The sequence below is a fragment of the Caulobacter sp. GW821-FHT05F04 genome, assembly GCF_059419665.1.
The window spans coordinates 217,158-236,732 of record NZ_JBWKSF010000003.1; the positions used below are offsets into that span (position 1 = coordinate 217,158).

Below are 19,575 nucleotides of genomic sequence, written 5' to 3' on the forward strand. Positions count from 1 at the left end.
GATCGCCTTGCCCCAGTTCCGCGTCGTCACCGATCCCGAAGATCCCGCCGTCGCCCCGTTCCGGGCGATCAAGGAGCGGGACCTGGTCGGGCGCGAGGGCCTGTTCATCGCCGAGGGCGAGACGGTGCTGCGGGCCTTCGTTCGCGATGCGCCGCGGCGCGTGGTCTCGCTGCTGATCGATCCGAAGCGCAAGGACAAGCTGGCCGACGTCTTCGCGGGTCTGCCGGAGGACGTCCCCGTCCACCTCGCCGAGCAGGCGGTGGTCGACGCCATCGCCGGCTTTCATCTGCATCGCGGCGTGCTGGCGGTGGGGCGCAAGCCCGATCCGATCCCGGCGCGCGACCTGCTGGCCGGCCTGCCGGCGCGAGCGATCGTGCTGGTGCTCTGCGGCATCGCCAATCACGACAACATCGGCGGCATCTATCGCAACGCCGCCGCGTTCGGGGCCGACGCGGTGATCCTCGACGCCGATTGCTGCGATCCGCTGTATCGCAAGGCCATCCGCGTTTCGGTCGGAGCGGCGCTGTCGATCCCCACGGCCAAGCTCGATCGCGGGGAGGACATCGCCAACCTGCTGGCCGCGACGGGTTTCGAAGGCTTGGCGCTGAGCCCCTCGGCGACCGAGATCCTGGCGCGGCTGACGCCCGCGCCCCGGACGGCGGTGCTGCTGGGCGCCGAGGGACCCGGCCTGACGCCCGAGGTCATGGCGCGGGCGAGGACCATCGGCATCCCGATGGCGGGCGGTTTCGACTCCCTGAATGTCGCCACGACCAGTGGGATCGTGCTGCATCATCTTCGGTTCGCACAGGGCTAGGAAACCGGTTTCCCAGGCACTAGGGTCCGCCAGAACATCCCGTCAGAAGGCTAGATCCATGCTGAACCGTCGCGGCGCCCTGGCGACCTTTGTCACCGGCTTCCTCGCTTCGCTGGCGGCCAAGAGTGTCGAGGCCGCGCCCGTGGATCAGGATCCGACCGAAACCATCGTCCTGTGGCCAGCCGGCGCGCCGGGCGGCGAGGCGGTCACCGTCACCGAGCAGATCCTCGAACGGGGCGATCCCAACGGCGTGCGCGACCGGGCCATGGCCCATACCAGCAAGCCGGTGCTGATGGTGTTTCGGCCCAAGACCCCCAATGGCGCGGCGGTGATGCTGATCCCCGGCGGCGGCTATGTGCGCGCGGTTCTGGACAAGGAGGGCTACGAGATGGCCCGCTGGCTGAACCAGCGCGGCTACGCCTGCTTCGTCCTGTTCTATCGCATGCCGGGCGACGGCTGGACGGCGGGCGCCGACACGCCGCTGCAGGACGCCCAGCGCGGCATCCGACTGATCCGGTCGCGGGCGGCCGAGATGGGCTTCCGTCCTGACCGGGTGGCGATCATGGGCTTCTCGGCCGGCGGCCACCTAGCGGCCAGCCTGACCACCCGCTTCGCCGACAAGACCTACGCCTCGGTCGACGCCGCCGACGATCTTTCGGCCAAGCCCAACCTGTCCGGCCTGATCTATCCGGTGATCAGCATGGACCCGGCCATCGCCCACGCCGGTTCGCGCAAGGAACTGCTCACCGCCGACGCCTCGCCCGGGCGGGCCGCGGCGATTTCCCCCGAGCGCCTGGTGACGACGGGCCTCTCGCCGGTGTTCCAGTTGCACGCCGCCGACGACAAGTCCGTGCCGGTGGACAACAGCCTGGTGATGTTCGCGGCGCTGAGGGCCAAGGGCGTGCCGACCGAGATGCACATCTTCGAGGAGGGCGGTCACGGCTTTGGCCTGCGCGGCACGCCCGGTAAGCCCGTGGCGGCCTGGCCCAGCCTGTTCGAGACCTTCGCCAAGCGGCACGGGATCTAACAGAGCCTCAGCAGTCCGCCTTTTCCTTCAGCTTCCAGGCGGCGATCTCGGCGTCGCGGAACTTGATCCACTCGCCGCGCAGCACCGCCGGCCGTTTGCCGTGGCGTTCCTCCAGGAACTCCGCGCCGACCACGCGATCGGTGCGGAAGGTGCGGAACGCCTCGCGCAGTTCGCACCAGGCGATGATCATGCGGATCGTCTCGCGATAGCCGACGGTCACTGGCCAGATCACCCGCGCGCTGACCGCGCCGGCCCCGTCGCTGTAGTCCAGGCGGATCTTGCGGCCGGCGTGGATCCAGGCGCGGACCTGGGCGACGTCGATGCGGTCGGTCTCGGGCTTCCAGGCCGGTGAGGCGCCGATCGCCGGCTCCAGCACGTAGGGCCGCAGACGATCGGGCACGGCGGCGGCGATCTTGCTGATCAGGTCGTTGGCGGCCTTGGCCAGGACCGGATCGCCGCGCCCGGCCACCCACTGCGCGCCCAGCACCGCCGCCTCGATCTCGTCCGGGGTCAGCATCAGGGGCGGCATGTCGAAGCCGGCCTCCAGCACGTAGCCGATCCCGGCCTCGCCACGGATCGGCGCGCGCTGGCCGACCAGGGCGGCGATGTCGCGATAGACGCTGCGTTTCGACGTCTCCAGTTCGGCGGCTATGGCGTCGGCGGTCACCGGCGCGCGACTGCGGCGCAGGATCTGGATGATCTGGAAAAGGCGTTCGGCGCGTCTCATGGGCTCGAATATCGGCGATCGCTACTGACAGCATGCTGGCAGTAGCCTGGCGGTAGCAAGTCGTCACCACGACATTCGTGATGGAGAGGGACGATGATCACGCTATTCGCCGCCGGAGCCGGGTTCGGGCTGCCTGAGATCAGCCCCTATGTGACCAAGACAGAGGTCCAGCTGATGATGGCTGGTCTCGACTACAAAAAGACCAAGGGCAGTCGCGAGACCGCGCCCAAGGGTCAGTTGCCATGGATCGAGGACGCCGCCGTGGCGATCGGGGACTCGACCTTCATCCGCGCTCACATCGAGCAGAAGTACGCGATCGACCTCGACATCGGCCTGTCGGGCAAGGAGCGCGCCCAGGCGTGGGCGATCGAGCGCATGATCGAGAACCAGCTGGGCTGGGTGTCGGCCTATTTCCGGCACCTCGATCCGGCCAACTTCGCCAAGGGCGCCGCACGTTGGTTCGACGAGGTGCCGGAGCCTATGCGAGAAGATCTGAGGCGCGGCCTGCGGGAAGCGATCGCCGCCAATATCCGCGCGGTCGGCGTCGGCCGTCATCTGCGCGAGGAGGTCGTCTGGCTGGGCGGCCTGTCGCTGCGCTCGCTGGACGAGCTGTTGGAGGACAAGGCCTATCTGATGCGCGACAGCCATCCGGTCGGCGTCGACGCCACGGCCTTCGCCATGCTGGCGGGGATCATGACGCCGCACTTCGAGTCGCCGTTGCGTCGCGAGGCCGAAAGCTATCCGCGTCTCGTCGACTATGTCGGGCGGATGATGGCCCAGTTCTATCCGGCTCACCCGTGGGGGCTTCGGCAGGCGGCGTGAAATTGGCGGGAACGGGACTGTAACCAAAGAGGTCCATCGTCCGAATGACCCACGGGCGCTTGTCGGCGCCGAGCAGGGGAGCAGGCGATGGCCATCAGCGGCGACTACCCACAGCCGGTCACGGTGAACGGCTTCTCGTGCAAGAACTGCACGGACGTCGACTATGCCAAGAAGCACATCGATCCGGCCCATCCCAAGGATGGGCCCTACGGCGTCAATGCCAAGGATCACGACGCGGAAAAGGACAAGGCTCGCGCCGGTTCGTGGAAGGCCTGGTCCGAGCCGGGCGTGGCCCTCGACGTCGAGATTTGAGAGCGCTAACAAATTGGTCGTACAAATCTGACCGAATTTGATGAATTGGTCAGGCCATTTTTCGTTGCGCGCCTAGCCAATTTCGCTAGGGTGGGGTGGCGCGATGGAATGGAGCTCACCTCCGTTCAATCGCTTGCTCGTCGACCACAGGCGTTGCGTACCTTGCGCCAACCTCCTCCCGGGGCGGCCGACGATGGCGGCCGGAGTCCTCCCTCCGGTCGCCCCGCCGGGAGGGTCTGGTAAGGCCACCTCCGGATCGGATGCTTGTGAGCCGGCTGGACGCGCGCTAGTCCTGTGTGACGCGCCGATCGTGGCGCCTGTCTGTGGCCCTCGTGATGTCGACCTCTTCGCCGGATTCAAGGCTCTATCAGCAGGTCGCCGCGACGATCAGCGGCGCGATCGCCGACGGCGTCTATCAGCCGGGCCATCGCCTGCCGTCCGAGCGCGACCTGGCCGACGAGTTCGGCGTCTCGCGTCCCACTGTCCGCCGCGCCGTCATCGCGCTGGAGATGCGCGGGCTGCTGGAGGCCCGCCAAGGGTCGGGCGTCTATGTTCGTCTCGACCAGCCGCCGCCGCCGGTGAAGGACCTCGACATCGGGGCGTTCGAGCAGGCCGAGGCGCGCCGCCTGTTCGAGGGCGAGGCCGCCGCCCTGGCCGCCACCCTGATCACCGACGAGGAACTGGCCTATCTCGAGACCCTGGTCGCCGAGATGAACAGCGACGCCTCGACCAAGGAGCAGTCCGAGCTGGCCGACCGCCAGTTCCACATCTCCATCGCCCAGGCCACGCGCAACAACGCCGTGGTGCGGATCATCGAGAGCGCCTGGGACCTGCGCTACCGCTCGCGCCTGTGCATGCAGATGCTGGAGAAGGCCCGCCACGTGCGCAAGCGGCCGCTGAAGGACGAACACCAGGAGATCGTCGAGGCCCTGCGGACGCGCGATCCCAAGGCCGCGCGCGCCGCCATGCAGACCCACTTGGGCGGGCTGATCGAGAACCTGCTGCTGACCGCAGAACTGGAGGCCATCGAGCGCACCCGCGAGAGCCTGGCGGCCAAGCGCGAAGAGATCGCCCTCCGCGCGGCCAGCGCCGCCAAATAGGGAAGAGCGCGGTCAGCGCCGCGAACTAGACCCAGCGCCCTCCATAAAAGCAGGCTGGATCCGCCGGGTGCGGAGTGCGCGGCGGCCGACGTGGAGGCGAGCGGCGGCGATTGGATGCTGCGGGCTTGTTGTTGATCACATATTGGTATGCCCAAATAATGATAGATGGTCAGGCCGCTTATCGAGCGGCGCTGTTCCGTGAGCGGATTTTGGCCTGGGTGGCTGCCTTCTCTGTTCAATCCGACGGATGGCTGAGGGAGCACTAGCTAGTGACAACGTTAGCATGGAATCGGGCGCGTTCAGCCTTTACGGCTTTACGATCAGATTGGTAATGTCAGTTTCGCAACCAGTGAAACGGGGGATGGATGCGCGTCTTGGAGCGACCGCCGGTGAAGGCGGCGACCGGCCAGCAACCTTCCCGAAGTGGAGGCCAGTTCGGCCGATGAGCGTTCAGATGGACTATCGTGAGAGCACCGATCGCGCCGGCATGAGCCGCATGACGGTGCGCGAGCTGCGCGACACCTTCGTGATCGACAGGCTGTTCCGGCCGGGCGAGCTGTCGCTCAGCTATCTGGAGATCGAGCGGGCGGTGGTCGGTTCGGCGACGCCGACCGATACGGCCCTGAGCTTGCCGACCCACAAGGAGCTGGCCTCGCGGTTCTTCTGCGAGCGCCGCGAGGTGGGCGTGATCAACATCGGCGGTTCGGGCGCCGTGACCCTGGACGGCGAGCGCTTCGACCTGGCGCGTCACGACAGTCTCTATATCGGCCGTGGTACCGAGGTCGTCAGCTTCGAGAGCGACGATCCGGCCGATCCGGCCAAGTTCTACTTCGTCAGCTACCCGGCTCACGCCAACCACCCCAGCAAGCGGGTGCGGCGCGACGAGGCTAGGACGATCCAGGCGGGGGAGGCGACGACCGCCAACCGCCGGGTGATCCGCCAGTCGATCCGCCCCGGCATCGTCGACACCTGCCAGCTGGTGATGGGCTTCACCGAGCTGGCCGACGGCAATGTCTGGAACACCATGCCGCCGCACACCCATCGCCGGCGCAGCGAAATCTACATGTACTTCGACACCGACCCCGGCCGGGTCATGCACCTGATGGGGGAGCCGTCCGAGCCGCGCGCGGTGTTCATGGACGAGGGCGAGGCGGTGTTCTCGCCCAGTTGGTCGATCCACAGCGGAGTCGGCACCTCGAACTACACCTTCGTCTGGTCGATGGGCGGGGAGAACCTGGAATTCGACGACATGGACGTCCTGGCGGTCTCGGATCTCGGCCCGAATATCTAAGACCAGGCGCCTCGACGAAACGCATAAGAACAAGACGGGAGGAAACGCATCCATGACCTTCAAGACGCTTCTGAAGGCAGTCGCGGTCGCCGCGATCCTGGCCGGCGGCGCGGCGCCGACCATTGCCGCCCCCCGAGCGGCTGGGAAGGCCGCCGTCGTCAGCGTCCCGGCCTCGTCGGTCGACGCGGCCGGCCGCAAGGTGGCGGCCTGGCAACTGGCCCACATGGACAGCTTCGACTACGTGCCGGTCGCCGCGTTCCGAAAGGACACCGAGGCGCCCCGCGACTGGATCCAGGCGGCCTTCTATATCGGCCTCTATACCTTCGCCGACGCGACCCAGGATCCGTACCTGACCACCGCGATACTCAAGCACGGCGAGGCCGAACAGTGGGGCTTCGACCACCGTCCGCGCCACGCCGACGCCGACGCCACCGGCGCGGTCTGGGTCTGGGCCGCTGGCCGCACCAAGGACCAGAGCAAGCTGACGCCGATCCGCGCGCGCTTCGACGCGGTGCTGGCCGACCCGTCCAACGTGTCGCTGGACTTCGAGCCGAAGCCGGCCAAGGGCGACTCCTATTGCCAAGCTCGCTGGTGCTGGAGCGACGCCATCTTCATGGCTCCGCCGGCCTGGGTCAGCCTTTCCAAGATCACCGGCGACAAGCGTTACCTGGACCACGCCGACAGCGAGTTCTGGGCGACGACCGACTATCTCTACGACAAGACCGACCACCTCTATTTCCGCGACAGCCGCTTCATCAACCGGCGCAGTGACGCGGGCGCGAAGATTTTCTGGGGCCGCGGCAATGGCTGGGCTTATGCGGGTATCGCCCGGATCCTGCAGGACCTGCCGGCAGGCCACCCGAGCCGCCCGAAGTATGAGGCGATCTTCAAGCAGATGTCGGCCAAGATCGTCACTCTGCAGGGCGCGGACGGCTACTGGCCCGTCTCCCTGCTGGAGCCGCAGAAGACACCGGAGACCAGCGGCACGGGCTTCTTCGTCTACGGCCTGGCCTGGGGCGTGAACCACGGCCTTCTGCCGCGCGCCAAGTACGGCCCGGCGATCGACAGGGGCTGGAAGGCGTTGGACGCGGCGATCGAGCCGGACGGCCGCCTGGGTTGGGTGCAGCGCGTCGGCGTCGCGCCGGACCAGGTGGGCCGCGACGATACTCAGCTCTATGGCGTTGGCGCCTTCCTGCTGTCGGTCAGCGAAGTTCGCAAGCTGGCGCAAGGCTCCGCTTCCAAAGGTCAGGCCTCGCGTTAAGATGGACCCGCTCCATTCAAAGCGAGGTTTGATGCGCGCGGCGCAGGATCCCCAGAAGCTCTACCAGCAGGTGGCCCGCTCGATCGCAGCCTCGATCGCGGAGGGACGCTATGTTCCGGGCGACCGTCTGCCATCCGAGCGGGGACTGGCCGACTCGTTCGGCGTCAGCCGGCCGACGATCCGCGACGCGATGATCGCCTTGGAGTTCCAAGGGCTGGTCGAGGCCCGGCAGGGCTCGGGCGTCTACGTCACCGCCCAGGTCAAGCCCGAGGAGGACGCCGCCGAGGCCGAGGTCAGCGCTCTGGAGCTGACCGAGGCCCGCCGCCTATTCGAGGGCGAGGCCTGCGCCCTGGCCGCCGCCGCCGTCAATGACGAGCAGATCTCGGGGCTGGAGCGGATCGCCCGCGACCTGGACGCCCTGGCCGCGACGGAGGATGGCGAGCGGCTGGAGCACGACTTCCACCTGGCGGTGGCTCACGCCACCCGCAACGCCGCCATCGTCGCGGCGGTCGAGGAGATCTGGATGCTACGCCGGCAGTTTCCCGACTGCTCCGGTCAGTTGCGCCGCGTGCGGCTGGCCGATCCGAAGAGCTTCGCCGAGGATCACCACCGCATCGTCGCCGCCTTGCGCGACCGCGATCCCAAGGAAGCGCGGCGGGTGATCCACGATCACCTGAACCGCACGGTCGAGGCTCTCCTGTCGCTGGCGGAGCGCGACGCGCTGGAGCGGACCCGCCGCGAGATGGCTGAACGCCGAGACGAATTGTTGCGTCGAACCACCATCTGACGTTGTTTCCGACGATCGCTGTCCCGCCGCGATAATTCGCCGCACAAATCAAGGGCTTGCCGTCACGGGGCGGCGCGTGCTCACGTCCCCTTAAGGGAATCAGGGGGTACTGATGTCGGATAAACTCGCGCCTGCGAGCGTTGAAACGGTGCTGAAGGCGATCTCGACCGAGATGTCGATCGCCGCGGTGGCGTGCGGACATCTGGACGTCGCCCTCGGCAAGATCCTGGAAGTCGTTCCGGACGAGCATCGCTTGTCGGTGATGCAGGAACTGCACACGGTCGACCTGCTGGCTCAGCACATCACGGCCATCACCGACTTCACCGGCAATCTGTCGCAACAGCACGGCCAGGGCGTTCTCGAGGTCAACGACTCGCTCAACGCCATCACCCTGGGCGACGTCGCCGCCCGCCTGCGCGCCTCGATCTCGGCCGAGTAGGCTTGCGGCGGGCGACTGCCGTCAGGCCGCTACATCAAGGCTGCGCCGGGATGGTGTTGATCATCCACGGGATGCCGAACTTGTCGGTGAAGCTGCCATAGCCCGGCGACCAGAAGGTCGCGGCGAAATCCATGCCGACCTTGCCGCCTTCCGAGAGCGCGTCGAACACGCGGCGCGCCTCGGCGGGATCGTCCGTATGATAGGTGACGTCGAAGCCGTTCTTGGGCTTGTCGATATTCGGGGCGAACTCGGGCGGCATGTCCGCGCCCATGATCGCCTGGTCGCCGATCTCCAGCCAGGCGTGCATCAGCCAATCCTTGTACCGGGCGTCGACCGGCATGTCAGGCGGGCCTTCGCCGAAGGGGTAGGCGGCGGTGACCTTGCCGCCCAGGACCTGGGCGTAGAAATCGAATGCCTGGCGGCATTCGCCTTTGAAGCTGAGGCTTGTGACGATCTTCACGGTAGTCTCCTCGCTGTGTCCTGGGCGCTAGGGCGGCCCTTTGTAGCCGACCCTAGCGCAGGACCGTGACGGGAGACAGACAGGCTACGCAGCCCCGATCTTGTTGCCGTAGCCGATGACGATGGTCGCCAGGATCAGCAGGGCGATGCCGCCCCAGACCGTTGCTTTCACGCCCGGGCGGGCGTCTTTCCACTCGCGCAGGGCAAAGCCCCAGACGGTGCCGAAGATGATGATCGAGGCCATGTGCAGGGTCCAGCTGGAGAAGCCGAACTTGCCCATCTGGCTCTCGCCCATCGTGTAGAAGAAGAACTGGAAGTACCAGGCCGTGCCCGCGAGAGCGCAGAGCAGGTAGTTGGCCAGCAGCGGCGGTTTGGCCTTGGCGGTCTCTTCGGACGGCGCCGCGCCGCCCAGCCATTGGCCGGCGCTCTTGTTGCGGACGATCAGGAAGCCGCACCAGACGCCGTTGGTCAGCAGGCCGCCGAACATGACAAGGCACAGCACCGGCAGGCCGGTCCACAGCGGGCCGGTGCCAGCCGCGGCCGACAGCGCCTTGATCGGCTCGCCCGCCGCCAGACCGAAAGCGAAGCAGGCCGACATGATCCCCGAGAAGATCGCCACGGCGACGCCCTTCTTGAAGTCGAATTCGGCGATGACCGCCTTCTTGGCGTCTTCCGAGAGGGCGGCGTCCTTGCGCGCGCCCGCCAGGGCCACGACGACGATGCCGGCCAGGGTGATGAAGAGGCCCAGCAGGATGATCCGGCCCGAGGCGTTGTTCAGCAGCTTCTCGGCGAAGTCGCCTTGGACGATCGGCGGGATCAGCGTCCCGAACACCGTGCAGAGGCCCAACACCACCGCCATGCCCAGCGACAGGCCAAGGTAGCGCATCGTCAGGCCGTAGGTCAGGCCGCCGAAGCCCCAGAGCACGCCGAACAGGACGCAGAGGCCGGCGATGTTGCCCGGCACCTGGCTCATCACGCCCATCAGGTCGCGGGTCTGGATCGCCGCGAAGAACCATGGGGCCAGCAGCCAGGAGAAGATGCCCCCGGTCAGCCAGAAGATCTCCCACGACCAGCGGCGCACGCCGCGATAGGGCACGTAGAAGCTGGCCGAGGCCAGGCCGCCCAGCCAGTGGAACAGCACGCCGAGCAGCGGATTGGGCGTCATGGTTTTCTCCCGTTCTTGTCTTCGTTGTGGGCCGGTCAGGCGAGGTGGAACAGGGTGTCCAGCGGAACGCTGACCGGCGATTTGTCCGGATTGACTTCCATCAGCGGCGCCATGGCTTCCCACCACCGCCGCATCACCGGATGGGCGGGCAGGTCGTCGAGTCTTTCGGGTGTGGCGCACCACATCACGGCGAACAAGGCGTTCGTCTCGGGATCGTGGTGGATCGAATAGTCGGAGATCCCGCAGCATTTCAGCAACGCCGCCAGCTCCGGCCACAGGGCGTCGTGCCGGCGGCGGTACTCGTCCAGCCGGCCGGGTTTCAGCCTCATGCGGGTGGCGATCTTGCGCATCAGAGGTCCAGCCCCAGGCGGTAGAGGCGGTTGGCGTTGCGGCCGAACAGGTCGCGGCGCTCGTTCTCGCTGAAGCCGGCGGTGATGGCGGCATAGGCGGTCAGGTGCCTGTCCAGGCTGCCGAACAGCTTGTCGGTCGGCACATCGCTGGCGAACATGCAGCGATCGGTCCCGAAGATCTCGATGGCTTCGAGAATGAGGGGCTGGATCTGCTCTTTCGTCCACTGACGGTGGACGAAGCCGAAGCCCGACAGCTTGGCCGAGACATGGGGTAGGGCGGCCAGGGCCTTCATGCCCTCGCGCCATTCGGTTTTGTCGGCGTCCACGGGCATGCCGGCGTGGTTGATCATCACCGGCGTGTCGGGATGGCCGGCGAACAGGTCGACCAAGCCCAGCATCTGCCCGGGATAGCACTGAAGGTCGAAGGACAAGCCGTACTTGGAAAGCAGGCCAAAGCCCGCGCGCCAGGCCGGATCGCCGGTCACGTCGCGCGGCGTGTAGGTGCGCCGGGGATCGGCGTGCCAGTTGACGATGTGGCGGACGCCCCGAACGCTGCGATGGGCGGCGTGAGCCTCCAGCAGCCCCTCGACATCCGGCGCGTCCAGGGCGGCGAAGGCGACAAGGCCGCTGGGCAGGCCGCGCTCGTCCGACAGCGCCTGCAGCCAGCGGGTCTCGTCCAGCGCCGAGGCGCCTTCCGCGCCCGCGTCCACATGCACCGCCCCGACGACGTTCCAGGCCTTGGCGTCGGCCAGGTAGTCGTCGAGCAGATAGTTGCGCGCGATCGCCTCGACGCTGCCGTTCGGACCGTTGTCGTCGAACGGCGGCGTCAGCCAGGGATAGCGGATGCGCGTGAGGTCCCACAGGTGGATGTGCGCATCGACGAAGGGCAGGGCGCCCATGGGTGTCCTCTCCTAACTCGCGCCCGGCGTTCCGGGTCGCGCGGCGATCAGAAGGTGGTCCGGCCGCCGGAGGTGTCGAAGGTCGCGGCGGTCGTGAAGCTGCACTCCTCGCTGGCCATGAAGCAGACCATGGCCGCGCTCTCGTGGACCTCGCCCAACCGGCCCATCGGGATCTTGCCGCGCATGTAGTCGACCTGGCTCTTGGGCAACTGCTCCAGGATCGGGCTTTCGAAGGTGGCGGGGGTGAGGGCGTTGGCGATCACGCCCTTGGTGGCCAGCTCCTTGCCCAGCGACTTGGTCAGGCCGATTACCCCGGCTTTCGACGCCGAATAGGCGCTGGCGTTGGGATTGCCTTCCTTGCCGGCCACGGAGGCGACATTGACGATCCGGCCATAGCCGTTGGCCAGCATGTACGGCACCGTCTCGCGGCAGCAGTAGAAGATGCCGTTCAGGTTGATGTCGATCACCCGCTTCCAGCTGTCGACCGGGAACTCGTGCACCGGAACGGTGGCGCCGGTGATGCCGGCCGAGGCGACGAGGATGTCGATTTTGCCGAGGGCCGCGTTCGAGGCCTTGGCGGCCGCCGCGACGGCGGCCTGATCGGAGACGTCCAGGGCCACGGTGTGACTGGCGCCGATTTCGAGGGCGGCGGCTTCCAGGTTCGCGGCGTCCAGGTCCCAAAGGGCGACCTTGCCGCCCTCGGCGACGATGCGGGCGGCGACGGCCTTGCCCAGGCCCGAGGCGCCGCCGGTGATGACGGCGGTGCGGCCCGCGAAACGATTGGCGTAGGGAGCGCTCACGCGACGTCTTCCTGGGTCCAGGCCACGACGGTTTGCTGTTGTTCGCCCAGCTTCTCGATGCCCAGGCGCATGACGTCGCCGGCCTTCAGGTAGATAGGCTCGGGCTTCTGGCCCATGCCGACGCCGGGCGGGGTGCCGGTGGTGATCAGGTCGCCCGGCTCCAGCGTCATGAACTCGCTGATGTACGAAACGAGCTTGCTGATCGGGAAGATCATGGTCTTGGACGAGCCGTCCTGCTTGCGCTGACCGTTGACGTCCAGCCACATGCCGAGGTCCTGCGGGTCGCCGACCTCGTCCGAGGTGACCATCCACGGGCCGACCGGGCCGAAGGTGTCGCAACCCTTGCCCTTGTCCCAGGTGCCGCCGCGCTCGATCTGGAAGGCGCGCTCGGAGACGTCGTTGATCAGGACGTAGCCGGCCACATGGTCCAGGGCCTCGGCTTCGCTGACATAGCGCGCCCGCGTGCCGATCACGACGCCCAGCTCGACTTCCCAGTCGGTCTTCAGCGAGCCCTTGGGGATCATCACCGGATCGTTCGGGCCGGTCAGGCAACTGACGGCCTTGGTGAACAACACGGGCTCTTCGGGGATCGGCAGGTTCGACTCGGCGGCGTGGTCGGCGAAGTTCAGGCCCACGGCGATGAACTTGGAAACGCCGTTGACCGGTACGCCGTAGCGCGGCGAGCCCTCGACCAGCGGCAGCGAGGCCGGGTCGATGGCGGCCAGGGCCTTCAGGCTGGTCGGCGACAGCTGGGCGCCGGTGATGTCGGCGACATGGCCCGACAGGTCGCGGATCTGGCCCTGGGCGTCGAGCAGGCCGGGTTTTTCGGAGCCCTTGGGGCCGTAGCGAAGCAGTTTCATGGGTCTACGCTTTCGAGAGGATCAGCGGGCGTAAGGACGGTGCAAGCCGACCTCGCGATTGAGTTCGACGCCGAAGCCCGGCGCGTCGGAGAGTTTCAGCTTGCCGTTTACCGGCACGGGTTCGCCGATCAGCTGCGGGTGGAACATCGGCACCACCTCGTCGGCCTTCGGGGCCATCATCAGGAATTCGGCGAACGGGCTGTTATGGCGCGTGATGACGAAGTGGTAGCTGTAGACGCTGGAGCCATGCGGGATGCAGAGCACGCCGCGGCTGTCGGCCAGGTTCGAGATCTTGATGATCTCGGTCATGCCGCCGCACCAGCCCACGTCGGGCTGGATGATGTCGCAGCACTCCATCTCCAGCAGCATGCGGAAGCCCCAGCGCGTGGCTTCGTGCTCGCCGGTCGTGACCAGCATGCCCTTGGGCGCGTTCTTCTTCAGGTCGCGATAGCCCCAGTAGTCGTCGGGGCTCAGGGCTTCCTCGATCCACTTCAGGCCATGCTCGTGGGCCTTGTGGGCCAGCTTGGTGGCGTAGTTCAGGTCCAGCGCCATCCAGCAGTCGAACATCAGCCAGAAGTCCTCGCCGCAGCGCTCGCGCATCGTCGCCAGCTCTTCGAGGTTCTTGCGCAGGCCTTCCTCGCCCTCGGCCGGGCCGTGGTGCAGGGGCATCTTGCCGCCGATGAAGCCCATCTGCTTGGCCAGGTCGGGGCGCGCGCCCGTGGCGTAGAAGGTCAGCTCGTCACGGACCTTGCCGCCCAGCAGGTGGTAGACCGGCTCCTGGCGCAGCTTGCCCAGCAAGTCCCACAGCGCCAGATCGACGCCGGAGAGGGCGTTCACGACCAGGCCCTTGCGGCCGTAGTACTGGGTGGAGAAGTACATCTGGTCCCAGATCTTCTCGACCTCGGCCGGGTCGCGGCCTTCAAGGAAGCGGGCCAAGTGCCTCTCGACGATATAGGCGGCCGGCTCGCCGCCGGTGGTCACCGCGAAGCCGATCGTGCCGTCGGCGGCCTCGATCTCCACGACCAGCGTGCCCAGCACGTTGATGCCGAAGCTCTGGCGGCTCTGGCGATATTCCGGGTAACGCGACATCGGCGTGGCGATGTGATCGTCGATCCAGTGGCCGTCACCCTGGTCGTGATAGTCGGCCCCGCCGCCCCGGACGACATAGGCCCGCACGGCGCGGATCTTCGGAAAACTCATCGGCGTCGACTCCCCGAGGCAGGCTCTGATTTCGCCCAAATGCACGCTAGTCCCATATTTCGGGAACGCTCTGGCTATTCACGGCCGTGATCTGCAAACTGACGTCCAAAATGAAGGTCCGAAGGAGTGGACTTTCACAATGTGAGAGGTATGTCTAAAGAATGGAACAAGAGGCGTCAATCAAGCGCGGCGATGCGGATGGGGACGGAAAGCCGTCGGGCAGCCAGACCCTTCTGCGCGGCCTGGACGTGATCGAAGCCGTCGCCAACGGTCCCATCGCCCTGACCGAACTGGCCGAGACGCTGGGCCTGACCCGCAGCACCACGCACCGCCTGGCGGCCGCCCTGGTCGATCGGCGGATGCTGACCTTCCGTCCGCGCGAGGGCTATGCGCTGGGGCCGAAGCTGCTGGAACTGGGCTACGCCGCTCGGGAGCAGATGCACCTGCCGCAGGTCGCGCGCCCGTACCTGGAACAGCTGTCCAACGCGACCAGCGACACCGTCCACCTCGGCGTGCTGGAAGGCGACCTGGCCCTCTATCTGGACAAGGTGCCGGGCCGCCGGCGGGTCGAGATCGGCTCACGGATCGGCGAGCGCCAGCCGCTGTCGTCGACCGGCCTGGGCAAGGCGCTGATCCTCGACCTTGGCGAAGAGCGCTGGAAGCAGCTGTTCACGGCCGAGACCGGTCCGCGCGCGCTCGGCCTGCCGGTCTGGCTGGAGCGGATGCGCGGCTACGCCGCCGCCGGCCGCGCCTTCGACCTTGAAGAGAACGAAGACCAGATCCGCTGCGTCGCCGCGCCCATCCGGGGCGTCGACGGCAAGACGGTGGGCGCCATCAGCCTCTCCAGCGCCGCCCAGTACATGGACGACGCCCGGATGGAGGCGCTGTCGGACGACGTCCGCAACACCGCCGACGCCATCAGCCGCGAGCTGGGCTGGAGCGAGCGGTCCGCGCGCAAGAAGTAACGAGTAACGGGCCAGCCCCGGGAAGGAAGCCTATGCTGTTGAAGGACAAGGTTGTGCTGGTCACCGGCGCCTCTGGGGGCATCGGCAAGGCCGCGGCCATCGGCTGCGCCCAGCACGGGGCGGACGTCGCGATCAACTACCACTCGGACGAGGCGGGGGCTGCGGACGCGGTGCGCGAGATCGAGGCGCTGGGCCGTCGCGCGATCGCCGTGAAGGGCGACGTGGCCGAGGCCGATTCCGCTCCGGCCTTCGTCCAGGCGGCGGTCGAGGCGTTCGGCAAGGTCGACGTCTTCGTCAACAACGCCGGCATCTGCCCCTTCCATACCTTCCTCGACATGCCGGCCGAGGTCATGGAACGGACCATGCGGGTCAATCTGCATGGCGCCTACTACATGGTCCAGGCCGCGGCCAACCAGATGGTCAAGCAGGGCCACGGCGGCGCGATCATCGCCGTCAGCTCGATCAGCGCCCTGGTCGGCGGCGGCATGCAGACGCACTACACCCCGACCAAGGCCGGCGTGAACTCGCTGATGCAGTCGACCGCCATCGCACTGGGTCCCTACGGCATCCGCTGCAACGCGGTGCTGCCGGGCACGATCGAGACGGCGATCAACAGGGAAGATCTCGCTGACCAGAAGAAGCGCGACTACATGGCCGGCCGCATTCCGCTGGGCCGTCTGGGCGAGCCCGATGACCTGGCCGGCCCGATCGTGTTCCTGGCCTCGGACCTGGCCAAGTACGTCACCGGCGCGGCCCTGCTGGTCGACGGCGGCGCCTTCGTGAACCTGCAGTAGCGATGACCATCGTCTCCTCGACCACGGACTTCCGGGAGGCGGCGCGTCGTCGCCTGCCGCGGTTCCTGTTCGACTATATCGACGGCGGCGCCTATGCCGAGCGGACCCTGGCGCGCAACGTCGCCGACCTGGCGGATCTGTCGCTGCGCCAGCGAGTGCTGAAGGACGTCTCGCGGGTCTCGACCAAGGCCACCCTGTTTGGCGTCGAGCAGGCCATGCCGATCGCCCTGGCGCCGGTGGGCCTCACGGGCATGTACGCTCGGCGCGGCGAGTGCCAGGCCGCCCGCGCGGCCGCCAAGAAGGGCGTGCCGTTCTGCCTGTCGACCGTCGGCGTCTGCGACGTCGACGAGGTGGCCAGGGCCTCCAGCGCGCCGATCTGGTTCCAGCTCTATGTGCTGCGCGACCGGGCCTTCATGCGCGACTTGCTGGCCCGCGCGGCGGGGGCGGGGGCGACGACCCTGGTGTTCACGGTCGACATGCCCGTGCCCGGCGCCCGCTATCGCGACGCCCACTCGGGCATGAGCGGTCCCAACGCCGCCGCCCGTCGGCTGATGCAGGCGGTGTTCAAGCCCGACTGGGCCTGGGACGTCGGCGTCATGGGCCGTCCCCACACCCTGGGTAACGTCGCACCGGTGTTGGGCGCGAACTCGGGGCTGGAAGATTTCATGGGCTGGCTGGGGGCGAACTTCGACCCTTCCATCCAGTGGAAGGACCTGGAGTGGATCCGCGAGGTCTGGAAGGGCCCGCTGGTCATCAAGGGCGTGCTGGATCCCGAGGACGCCAAGGCCGCCGCCGATATCGGCGCGGACGGCATCGTGGTCTCCAACCACGGCGGCCGGCAGCTGGACGGCGTGCTGTCCTCGGCCCGGGCGTTGCCGGCCATCGCCGAGGCGGTGGGCGACCGGCTGACGGTGCTGGCCGACAGCGGCGTGCGCTCGGGCCTCGACGTCGTGCGGATGCTGGCCCTGGGCGCGCATGGCGTGCTGCTGGGCCGCGCCTGGGTCTACGCCCTGGCCGCCCGCGGCGAGAGCGGCGTGACCCAACTGCTCGACCTCTTCGAGAAGGAAATGCGCGTGGCCATGGCCCTGACCGGGGTCAACAGCGTGGCCGAGATCGACCGCTCGATCCTGGCCTGAGCGCCCGCGCCAACAAGACGATTGGGAGTAAACGATGAAGCGCGTTCTGATGGCCGGCCTCGCGGCCGTGTGCCTCTCCACATCCGCCTTCGGCCAGCCGATCGACCGCCACGCCCTGGTCAGCCGGCATGACGTCAAGCTCACGACCGTCGATCCCTCGTCGCCGCTGATGGTCGGCAACGGCCAGATCGGCTTCACCGCCGACATCACCGGCCTGCAGACCTTCCCCGAGGCCTACAGCAAGATCGCGCCGCTGCTGACCGAGGCCCAGTGGGCCTGGCACGCCTTCCCCAATCCGAGCCACTACACCTATGCCGACGGGACCGTTCCGATCGACGTGCGCGGGACGAAGCAGCCCTACGCCTACATGGCCGACTGGAACGAGGGCGAAAAGCGGCCGGCCCTGCTGTGGCTGCGCGAGAACCCGCACCGCTTCTCGCTGGGCCGCGTGGCCCTGGACCTGCGCGACAAGGCCGGCAAGCCCGCCAAGTTCGCGGACCTCAAGCAGACCGAACAGAAGCTGGACCTGTGGACCGGCGTGTTGACCAGCCGCTTCACCTATGACGGCGAGGCCGTGACGGTCCGCACGCGCGTGCATCCGACGCTGGACATGATCGTGGTCGACGTCGACTCGACGCTGGTCGAACAGGGCCGCCTGAAGCTGTCGGTGAAGTTCCCGGGCGTTTCCAAGACCCTCAATCCCGATCCGTCGGATTGGGAGCACCCCGAGCTGCACACCACCAAGGTGACCGGGGAAGGGACGACCCGCCTGGACGTCTCGCGTCGGCTGGACGAGACCCGATATGTCGCCGCCCTGCAGGCCGACCGCGCGGTCGACTTCACCGCCGCCGGCCCGCACGCCTTCGTCGTCGCACCCAAGGCCAAGGGGCGGACGCTGGGGCTGGAGGTGGCCTTCTCGCGTGCGCCACTGCCGAAGCAACTGCCGACGGTCACCGTCGCCGACCAGGCCACGCGGGCGCACTGGAAGTCCTATTGGACGCAGGGCGCGGCCGTCGACTTCTCGGGCAGCACCGACCCGCGCGCGGCCGAGCTGGAGCGACGCGTGGTGCTATCGCAGTACCTGATGGCCCTGAACGGCGCCGGCGAGGTCCCGCCGCAGGAGGAGGGGCTGTTCTCCAACAGCTGGAACGGCAAGTTCCATCTCGAGATGCACGCCTGGCACGCGGGGCACTTCGCGCTCTGGAACAAGCCCGAATACCTGGAGCGCAGCCTGCCCTGGTATGTGAGTCACCTGAAGGACGCCAAGGCCCGCGCGGCCAGCCACGGCCTGAAGGGCGCCTGGTGGCCCAAGATGGTCGGCCCGGACGGCGTCGACAGCCCCAGCAAGGTCTCGCCGTTCATCATGTGGCAGCAGCCGCATCCGATCTGGATGTCCGAGCTGATCTGGCGCGACAAGCCGACCAAGGCGACCCTGGCCAAGTACGGCCAACTGGTTTCCGAGACCGCCGACCTGCTGGCCAGTTTCCCGCACAAGGACGACAAAGGCCGTTTCATCCTGGGGCCGCCGATCATTCCGGTGCAGGAGAACTACGACCCGCTGACCACCTTCAACCCGGCCTTCGAGCTGGAATACTACCGCTGGGGCCTGGAGACGGCGCAGCAGTGGCGCACCCGCGCCGGGCTGAAGCGCAAGCCCGAATGGGACGCGGTGATCAAGGGTCTTGCCCCGCTGGCGACCAAGGACGGCCTCTATCTGCCGGCCGAGTCCGTGCCGGACTTCTGGGACGTGGCCAAGAGCGCCGCCTGCTCCAAGCACGCTGTCGATCCCAAGTGCATGAACCGCGACCACCCCTCGTTCCTGATGGCCTACGGCCTGATCCCGGGGAAGGCCGACCCGGAGACCATGCGGCGGACGCTGCGGGCCGTGGAGACCGACTGGGACCTGCGCCAGACCTGGGGCTGGGACTATCCGATGGTCGCGATGACCGCCGCGCGCCTGGGCGAGCCGGACAAGGCCGTCGACTGGCTGTTCTACGAAGCCAAGAACAACAAGTTCGGCGTCTCGGGCATGACGCCGCGCGTACACCAGGACGAACACGCCCAGGCCTTCGTGCCCACGACCGTGGTCTCGGGCGGCCAGATCGTGCCGGCGGGCGAGGCGGTAGGGCCGGACGGCCCAGGCTATCGCCGCGCGGCCGAGACCTACTTCCCGTCGAACGGCTCGCTGCTGGCGGCCGTGGCGATGATGGCGGGCGGCTGGGACGGCTCGAAGGGACCGACGCCGGGCTTCCCGAAGGACGGCCAATGGACGGTGAAGGCCGAGGGCTTCAAGCCGTTGCCTTAAGCTAACTTGTCATCCCGGAAAGCGCGGAGCGCTTGTCCGGGACCCAGGGGCGGCCCGCACAG

At 67.7% G+C, this 19,575-nt stretch carries 21 protein-coding genes; 13 read left to right on the top strand and 8 right to left on the bottom strand.

Features of this window, described 5'->3' with window-relative positions; genetic code table 11:
• The first annotated feature begins 7 nt into the window (after window positions 1-7).
• Together AC07R7_RS09665 and AC07R7_RS09670 are read left to right on the top strand one after the other, a co-directional pair.
• Complete coding sequence (locus AC07R7_RS09665; RefSeq protein WP_492887800.1) at window positions 8-814, top strand: TrmH family RNA methyltransferase; 807 nt, start codon at window positions 8-10, stop codon at window positions 812-814.
• A 58-nt stretch (window positions 815-872) separates the two neighbouring features.
• Window positions 873-1,841 (top strand): alpha/beta hydrolase, encoded by a 969-nt coding sequence (locus AC07R7_RS09670; protein WP_494634982.1) that lies wholly within the window; start codon window positions 873-875, stop codon window positions 1,839-1,841.
• 7 nt (window positions 1,842-1,848) lie between these two features.
• Here the strand turns inward: AC07R7_RS09670 and AC07R7_RS09675 are convergent, their stop codons facing one another.
• Complete coding sequence (locus AC07R7_RS09675) at window positions 1,849-2,568, bottom strand: helix-turn-helix transcriptional regulator (RefSeq protein WP_492887802.1); 720 nt, start codon at window positions 2,566-2,568, stop codon at window positions 1,849-1,851.
• A gap of 93 nt (window positions 2,569-2,661) precedes the next feature.
• Between AC07R7_RS09675 and AC07R7_RS09680 the strand changes: the two genes are divergently transcribed.
• From AC07R7_RS09680 to AC07R7_RS09710, 7 genes are all read left to right on the top strand, one after another.
• Window positions 2,662-3,390, top strand: a complete 729-nt coding sequence (locus AC07R7_RS09680; RefSeq protein ID WP_494634983.1) for a glutathione S-transferase family protein — start codon at window positions 2,662-2,664, stop codon at window positions 3,388-3,390.
• Between the two features lie 87 nt (window positions 3,391-3,477).
• Complete coding sequence (locus tag AC07R7_RS09685) at window positions 3,478-3,702, top strand: hypothetical protein (RefSeq protein WP_494634984.1); 225 nt, start codon at window positions 3,478-3,480, stop codon at window positions 3,700-3,702.
• Window positions 3,703-4,037: 335 nt separating this feature from the next.
• Window positions 4,038-4,802, top strand: coding sequence for a FadR/GntR family transcriptional regulator (locus AC07R7_RS09690; protein WP_492838035.1), 765 nt, complete (start codon window positions 4,038-4,040; stop codon window positions 4,800-4,802).
• Window positions 4,803-5,244: 442 nt separating this feature from the next.
• Window positions 5,245-6,093: a 5-dehydro-4-deoxy-D-glucuronate isomerase gene (gene kduI / locus AC07R7_RS09695; protein WP_494634985.1), complete on the top strand. Its 849-nt coding sequence runs from the start codon at window positions 5,245-5,247 to the stop codon at window positions 6,091-6,093.
• 52 nt (window positions 6,094-6,145) lie between these two features.
• Window positions 6,146-7,354, top strand: coding sequence for a glycoside hydrolase family 88/105 protein (locus AC07R7_RS09700; RefSeq protein WP_494634986.1), 1,209 nt, complete (start codon window positions 6,146-6,148; stop codon window positions 7,352-7,354).
• Between the two features lie 31 nt (window positions 7,355-7,385).
• The gene (locus AC07R7_RS09705; RefSeq protein ID WP_494634987.1) at window positions 7,386-8,141 is read left to right on the top strand and encodes a FadR/GntR family transcriptional regulator; all 756 of its coding nucleotides are present in this window, start codon (window positions 7,386-7,388) and stop codon (window positions 8,139-8,141) included.
• Window positions 8,142-8,253: 112 nt separating this feature from the next.
• Entirely contained in the window at window positions 8,254-8,580 is a 327-nt protein-coding gene (locus AC07R7_RS09710; protein WP_492887808.1) for a DUF8776 family protein, read from the top strand.
• A gap of 34 nt (window positions 8,581-8,614) precedes the next feature.
• On the opposite strand, the gene AC07R7_RS09715 is transcribed toward AC07R7_RS09710, so the two are convergent.
• The 7 genes from AC07R7_RS09715 to rhmD form a co-directional block, all read right to left on the bottom strand.
• Entirely contained in the window at window positions 8,615-9,040 is a 426-nt protein-coding gene (locus tag AC07R7_RS09715; RefSeq protein WP_492887809.1) for a VOC family protein, read from the bottom strand.
• An 84-nt stretch (window positions 9,041-9,124) separates the two neighbouring features.
• Complete coding sequence (gene rhaT / locus AC07R7_RS09720; protein ID WP_494634988.1) at window positions 9,125-10,204, bottom strand: L-rhamnose/proton symporter RhaT; 1,080 nt, start codon at window positions 10,202-10,204, stop codon at window positions 9,125-9,127.
• Window positions 10,205-10,239: 35 nt separating this feature from the next.
• Complete coding sequence (locus AC07R7_RS09725; RefSeq protein ID WP_494634989.1) at window positions 10,240-10,554, bottom strand: L-rhamnose mutarotase; 315 nt, start codon at window positions 10,552-10,554, stop codon at window positions 10,240-10,242.
• Window positions 10,554-11,453, bottom strand: coding sequence for an amidohydrolase family protein (locus AC07R7_RS09730; protein ID WP_494634990.1), 900 nt, complete (start codon window positions 11,451-11,453; stop codon window positions 10,554-10,556). The genes AC07R7_RS09725 and AC07R7_RS09730 overlap by 1 nt, the downstream gene beginning before the upstream one ends.
• A gap of 47 nt (window positions 11,454-11,500) precedes the next feature.
• Window positions 11,501-12,253 (bottom strand): SDR family NAD(P)-dependent oxidoreductase, encoded by a 753-nt coding sequence (locus AC07R7_RS09735; RefSeq protein WP_494634991.1) that lies wholly within the window; start codon window positions 12,251-12,253, stop codon window positions 11,501-11,503.
• Window positions 12,250-13,113, bottom strand: a complete 864-nt coding sequence (locus tag AC07R7_RS09740) for a 2,4-didehydro-3-deoxy-L-rhamnonate hydrolase (RefSeq protein ID WP_494634992.1) — start codon at window positions 13,111-13,113, stop codon at window positions 12,250-12,252. The genes AC07R7_RS09735 and AC07R7_RS09740 overlap by 4 nt, the downstream gene beginning before the upstream one ends.
• Window positions 13,114-13,134: 21 nt before the next feature.
• Window positions 13,135-14,313 (bottom strand): L-rhamnonate dehydratase, encoded by a 1,179-nt coding sequence (gene rhmD / locus AC07R7_RS09745; protein WP_494634993.1) that lies wholly within the window; start codon window positions 14,311-14,313, stop codon window positions 13,135-13,137.
• Window positions 14,314-14,474: 161 nt separating this feature from the next.
• On the opposite strand from rhmD, the gene AC07R7_RS09750 reads away from it, so the two are divergent.
• The 4 genes from AC07R7_RS09750 to AC07R7_RS09765 are packed head-to-tail and all read left to right on the top strand — an operon-like array spanning window position 14,475 to window position 19,513.
• Window positions 14,475-15,278 carry an IclR family transcriptional regulator gene (locus AC07R7_RS09750; protein WP_125158772.1) on the top strand — a complete coding sequence of 268 codons (804 nt, stop codon included), beginning with the start codon at window positions 14,475-14,477 and terminating at the stop codon, window positions 15,276-15,278.
• A 32-nt stretch (window positions 15,279-15,310) separates the two neighbouring features.
• Entirely contained in the window at window positions 15,311-16,072 is a 762-nt protein-coding gene (gene lra1 / locus AC07R7_RS09755) for an L-rhamnose 1-dehydrogenase Lra1 (protein ID WP_494634994.1), read from the top strand.
• Window positions 16,073-16,074: 2 nt separating this feature from the next.
• Complete coding sequence (gene lldD, locus AC07R7_RS09760) at window positions 16,075-17,208, top strand: FMN-dependent L-lactate dehydrogenase LldD (RefSeq protein WP_494634995.1); 1,134 nt, start codon at window positions 16,075-16,077, stop codon at window positions 17,206-17,208.
• A 34-nt stretch (window positions 17,209-17,242) separates the two neighbouring features.
• Window positions 17,243-19,513 carry a hypothetical protein gene (locus AC07R7_RS09765; RefSeq protein ID WP_494634996.1) on the top strand — a complete coding sequence of 757 codons (2,271 nt, stop codon included), beginning with the start codon at window positions 17,243-17,245 and terminating at the stop codon, window positions 19,511-19,513.
• The last annotated feature ends 62 nt before the right edge of the window (window positions 19,514-19,575 follow it).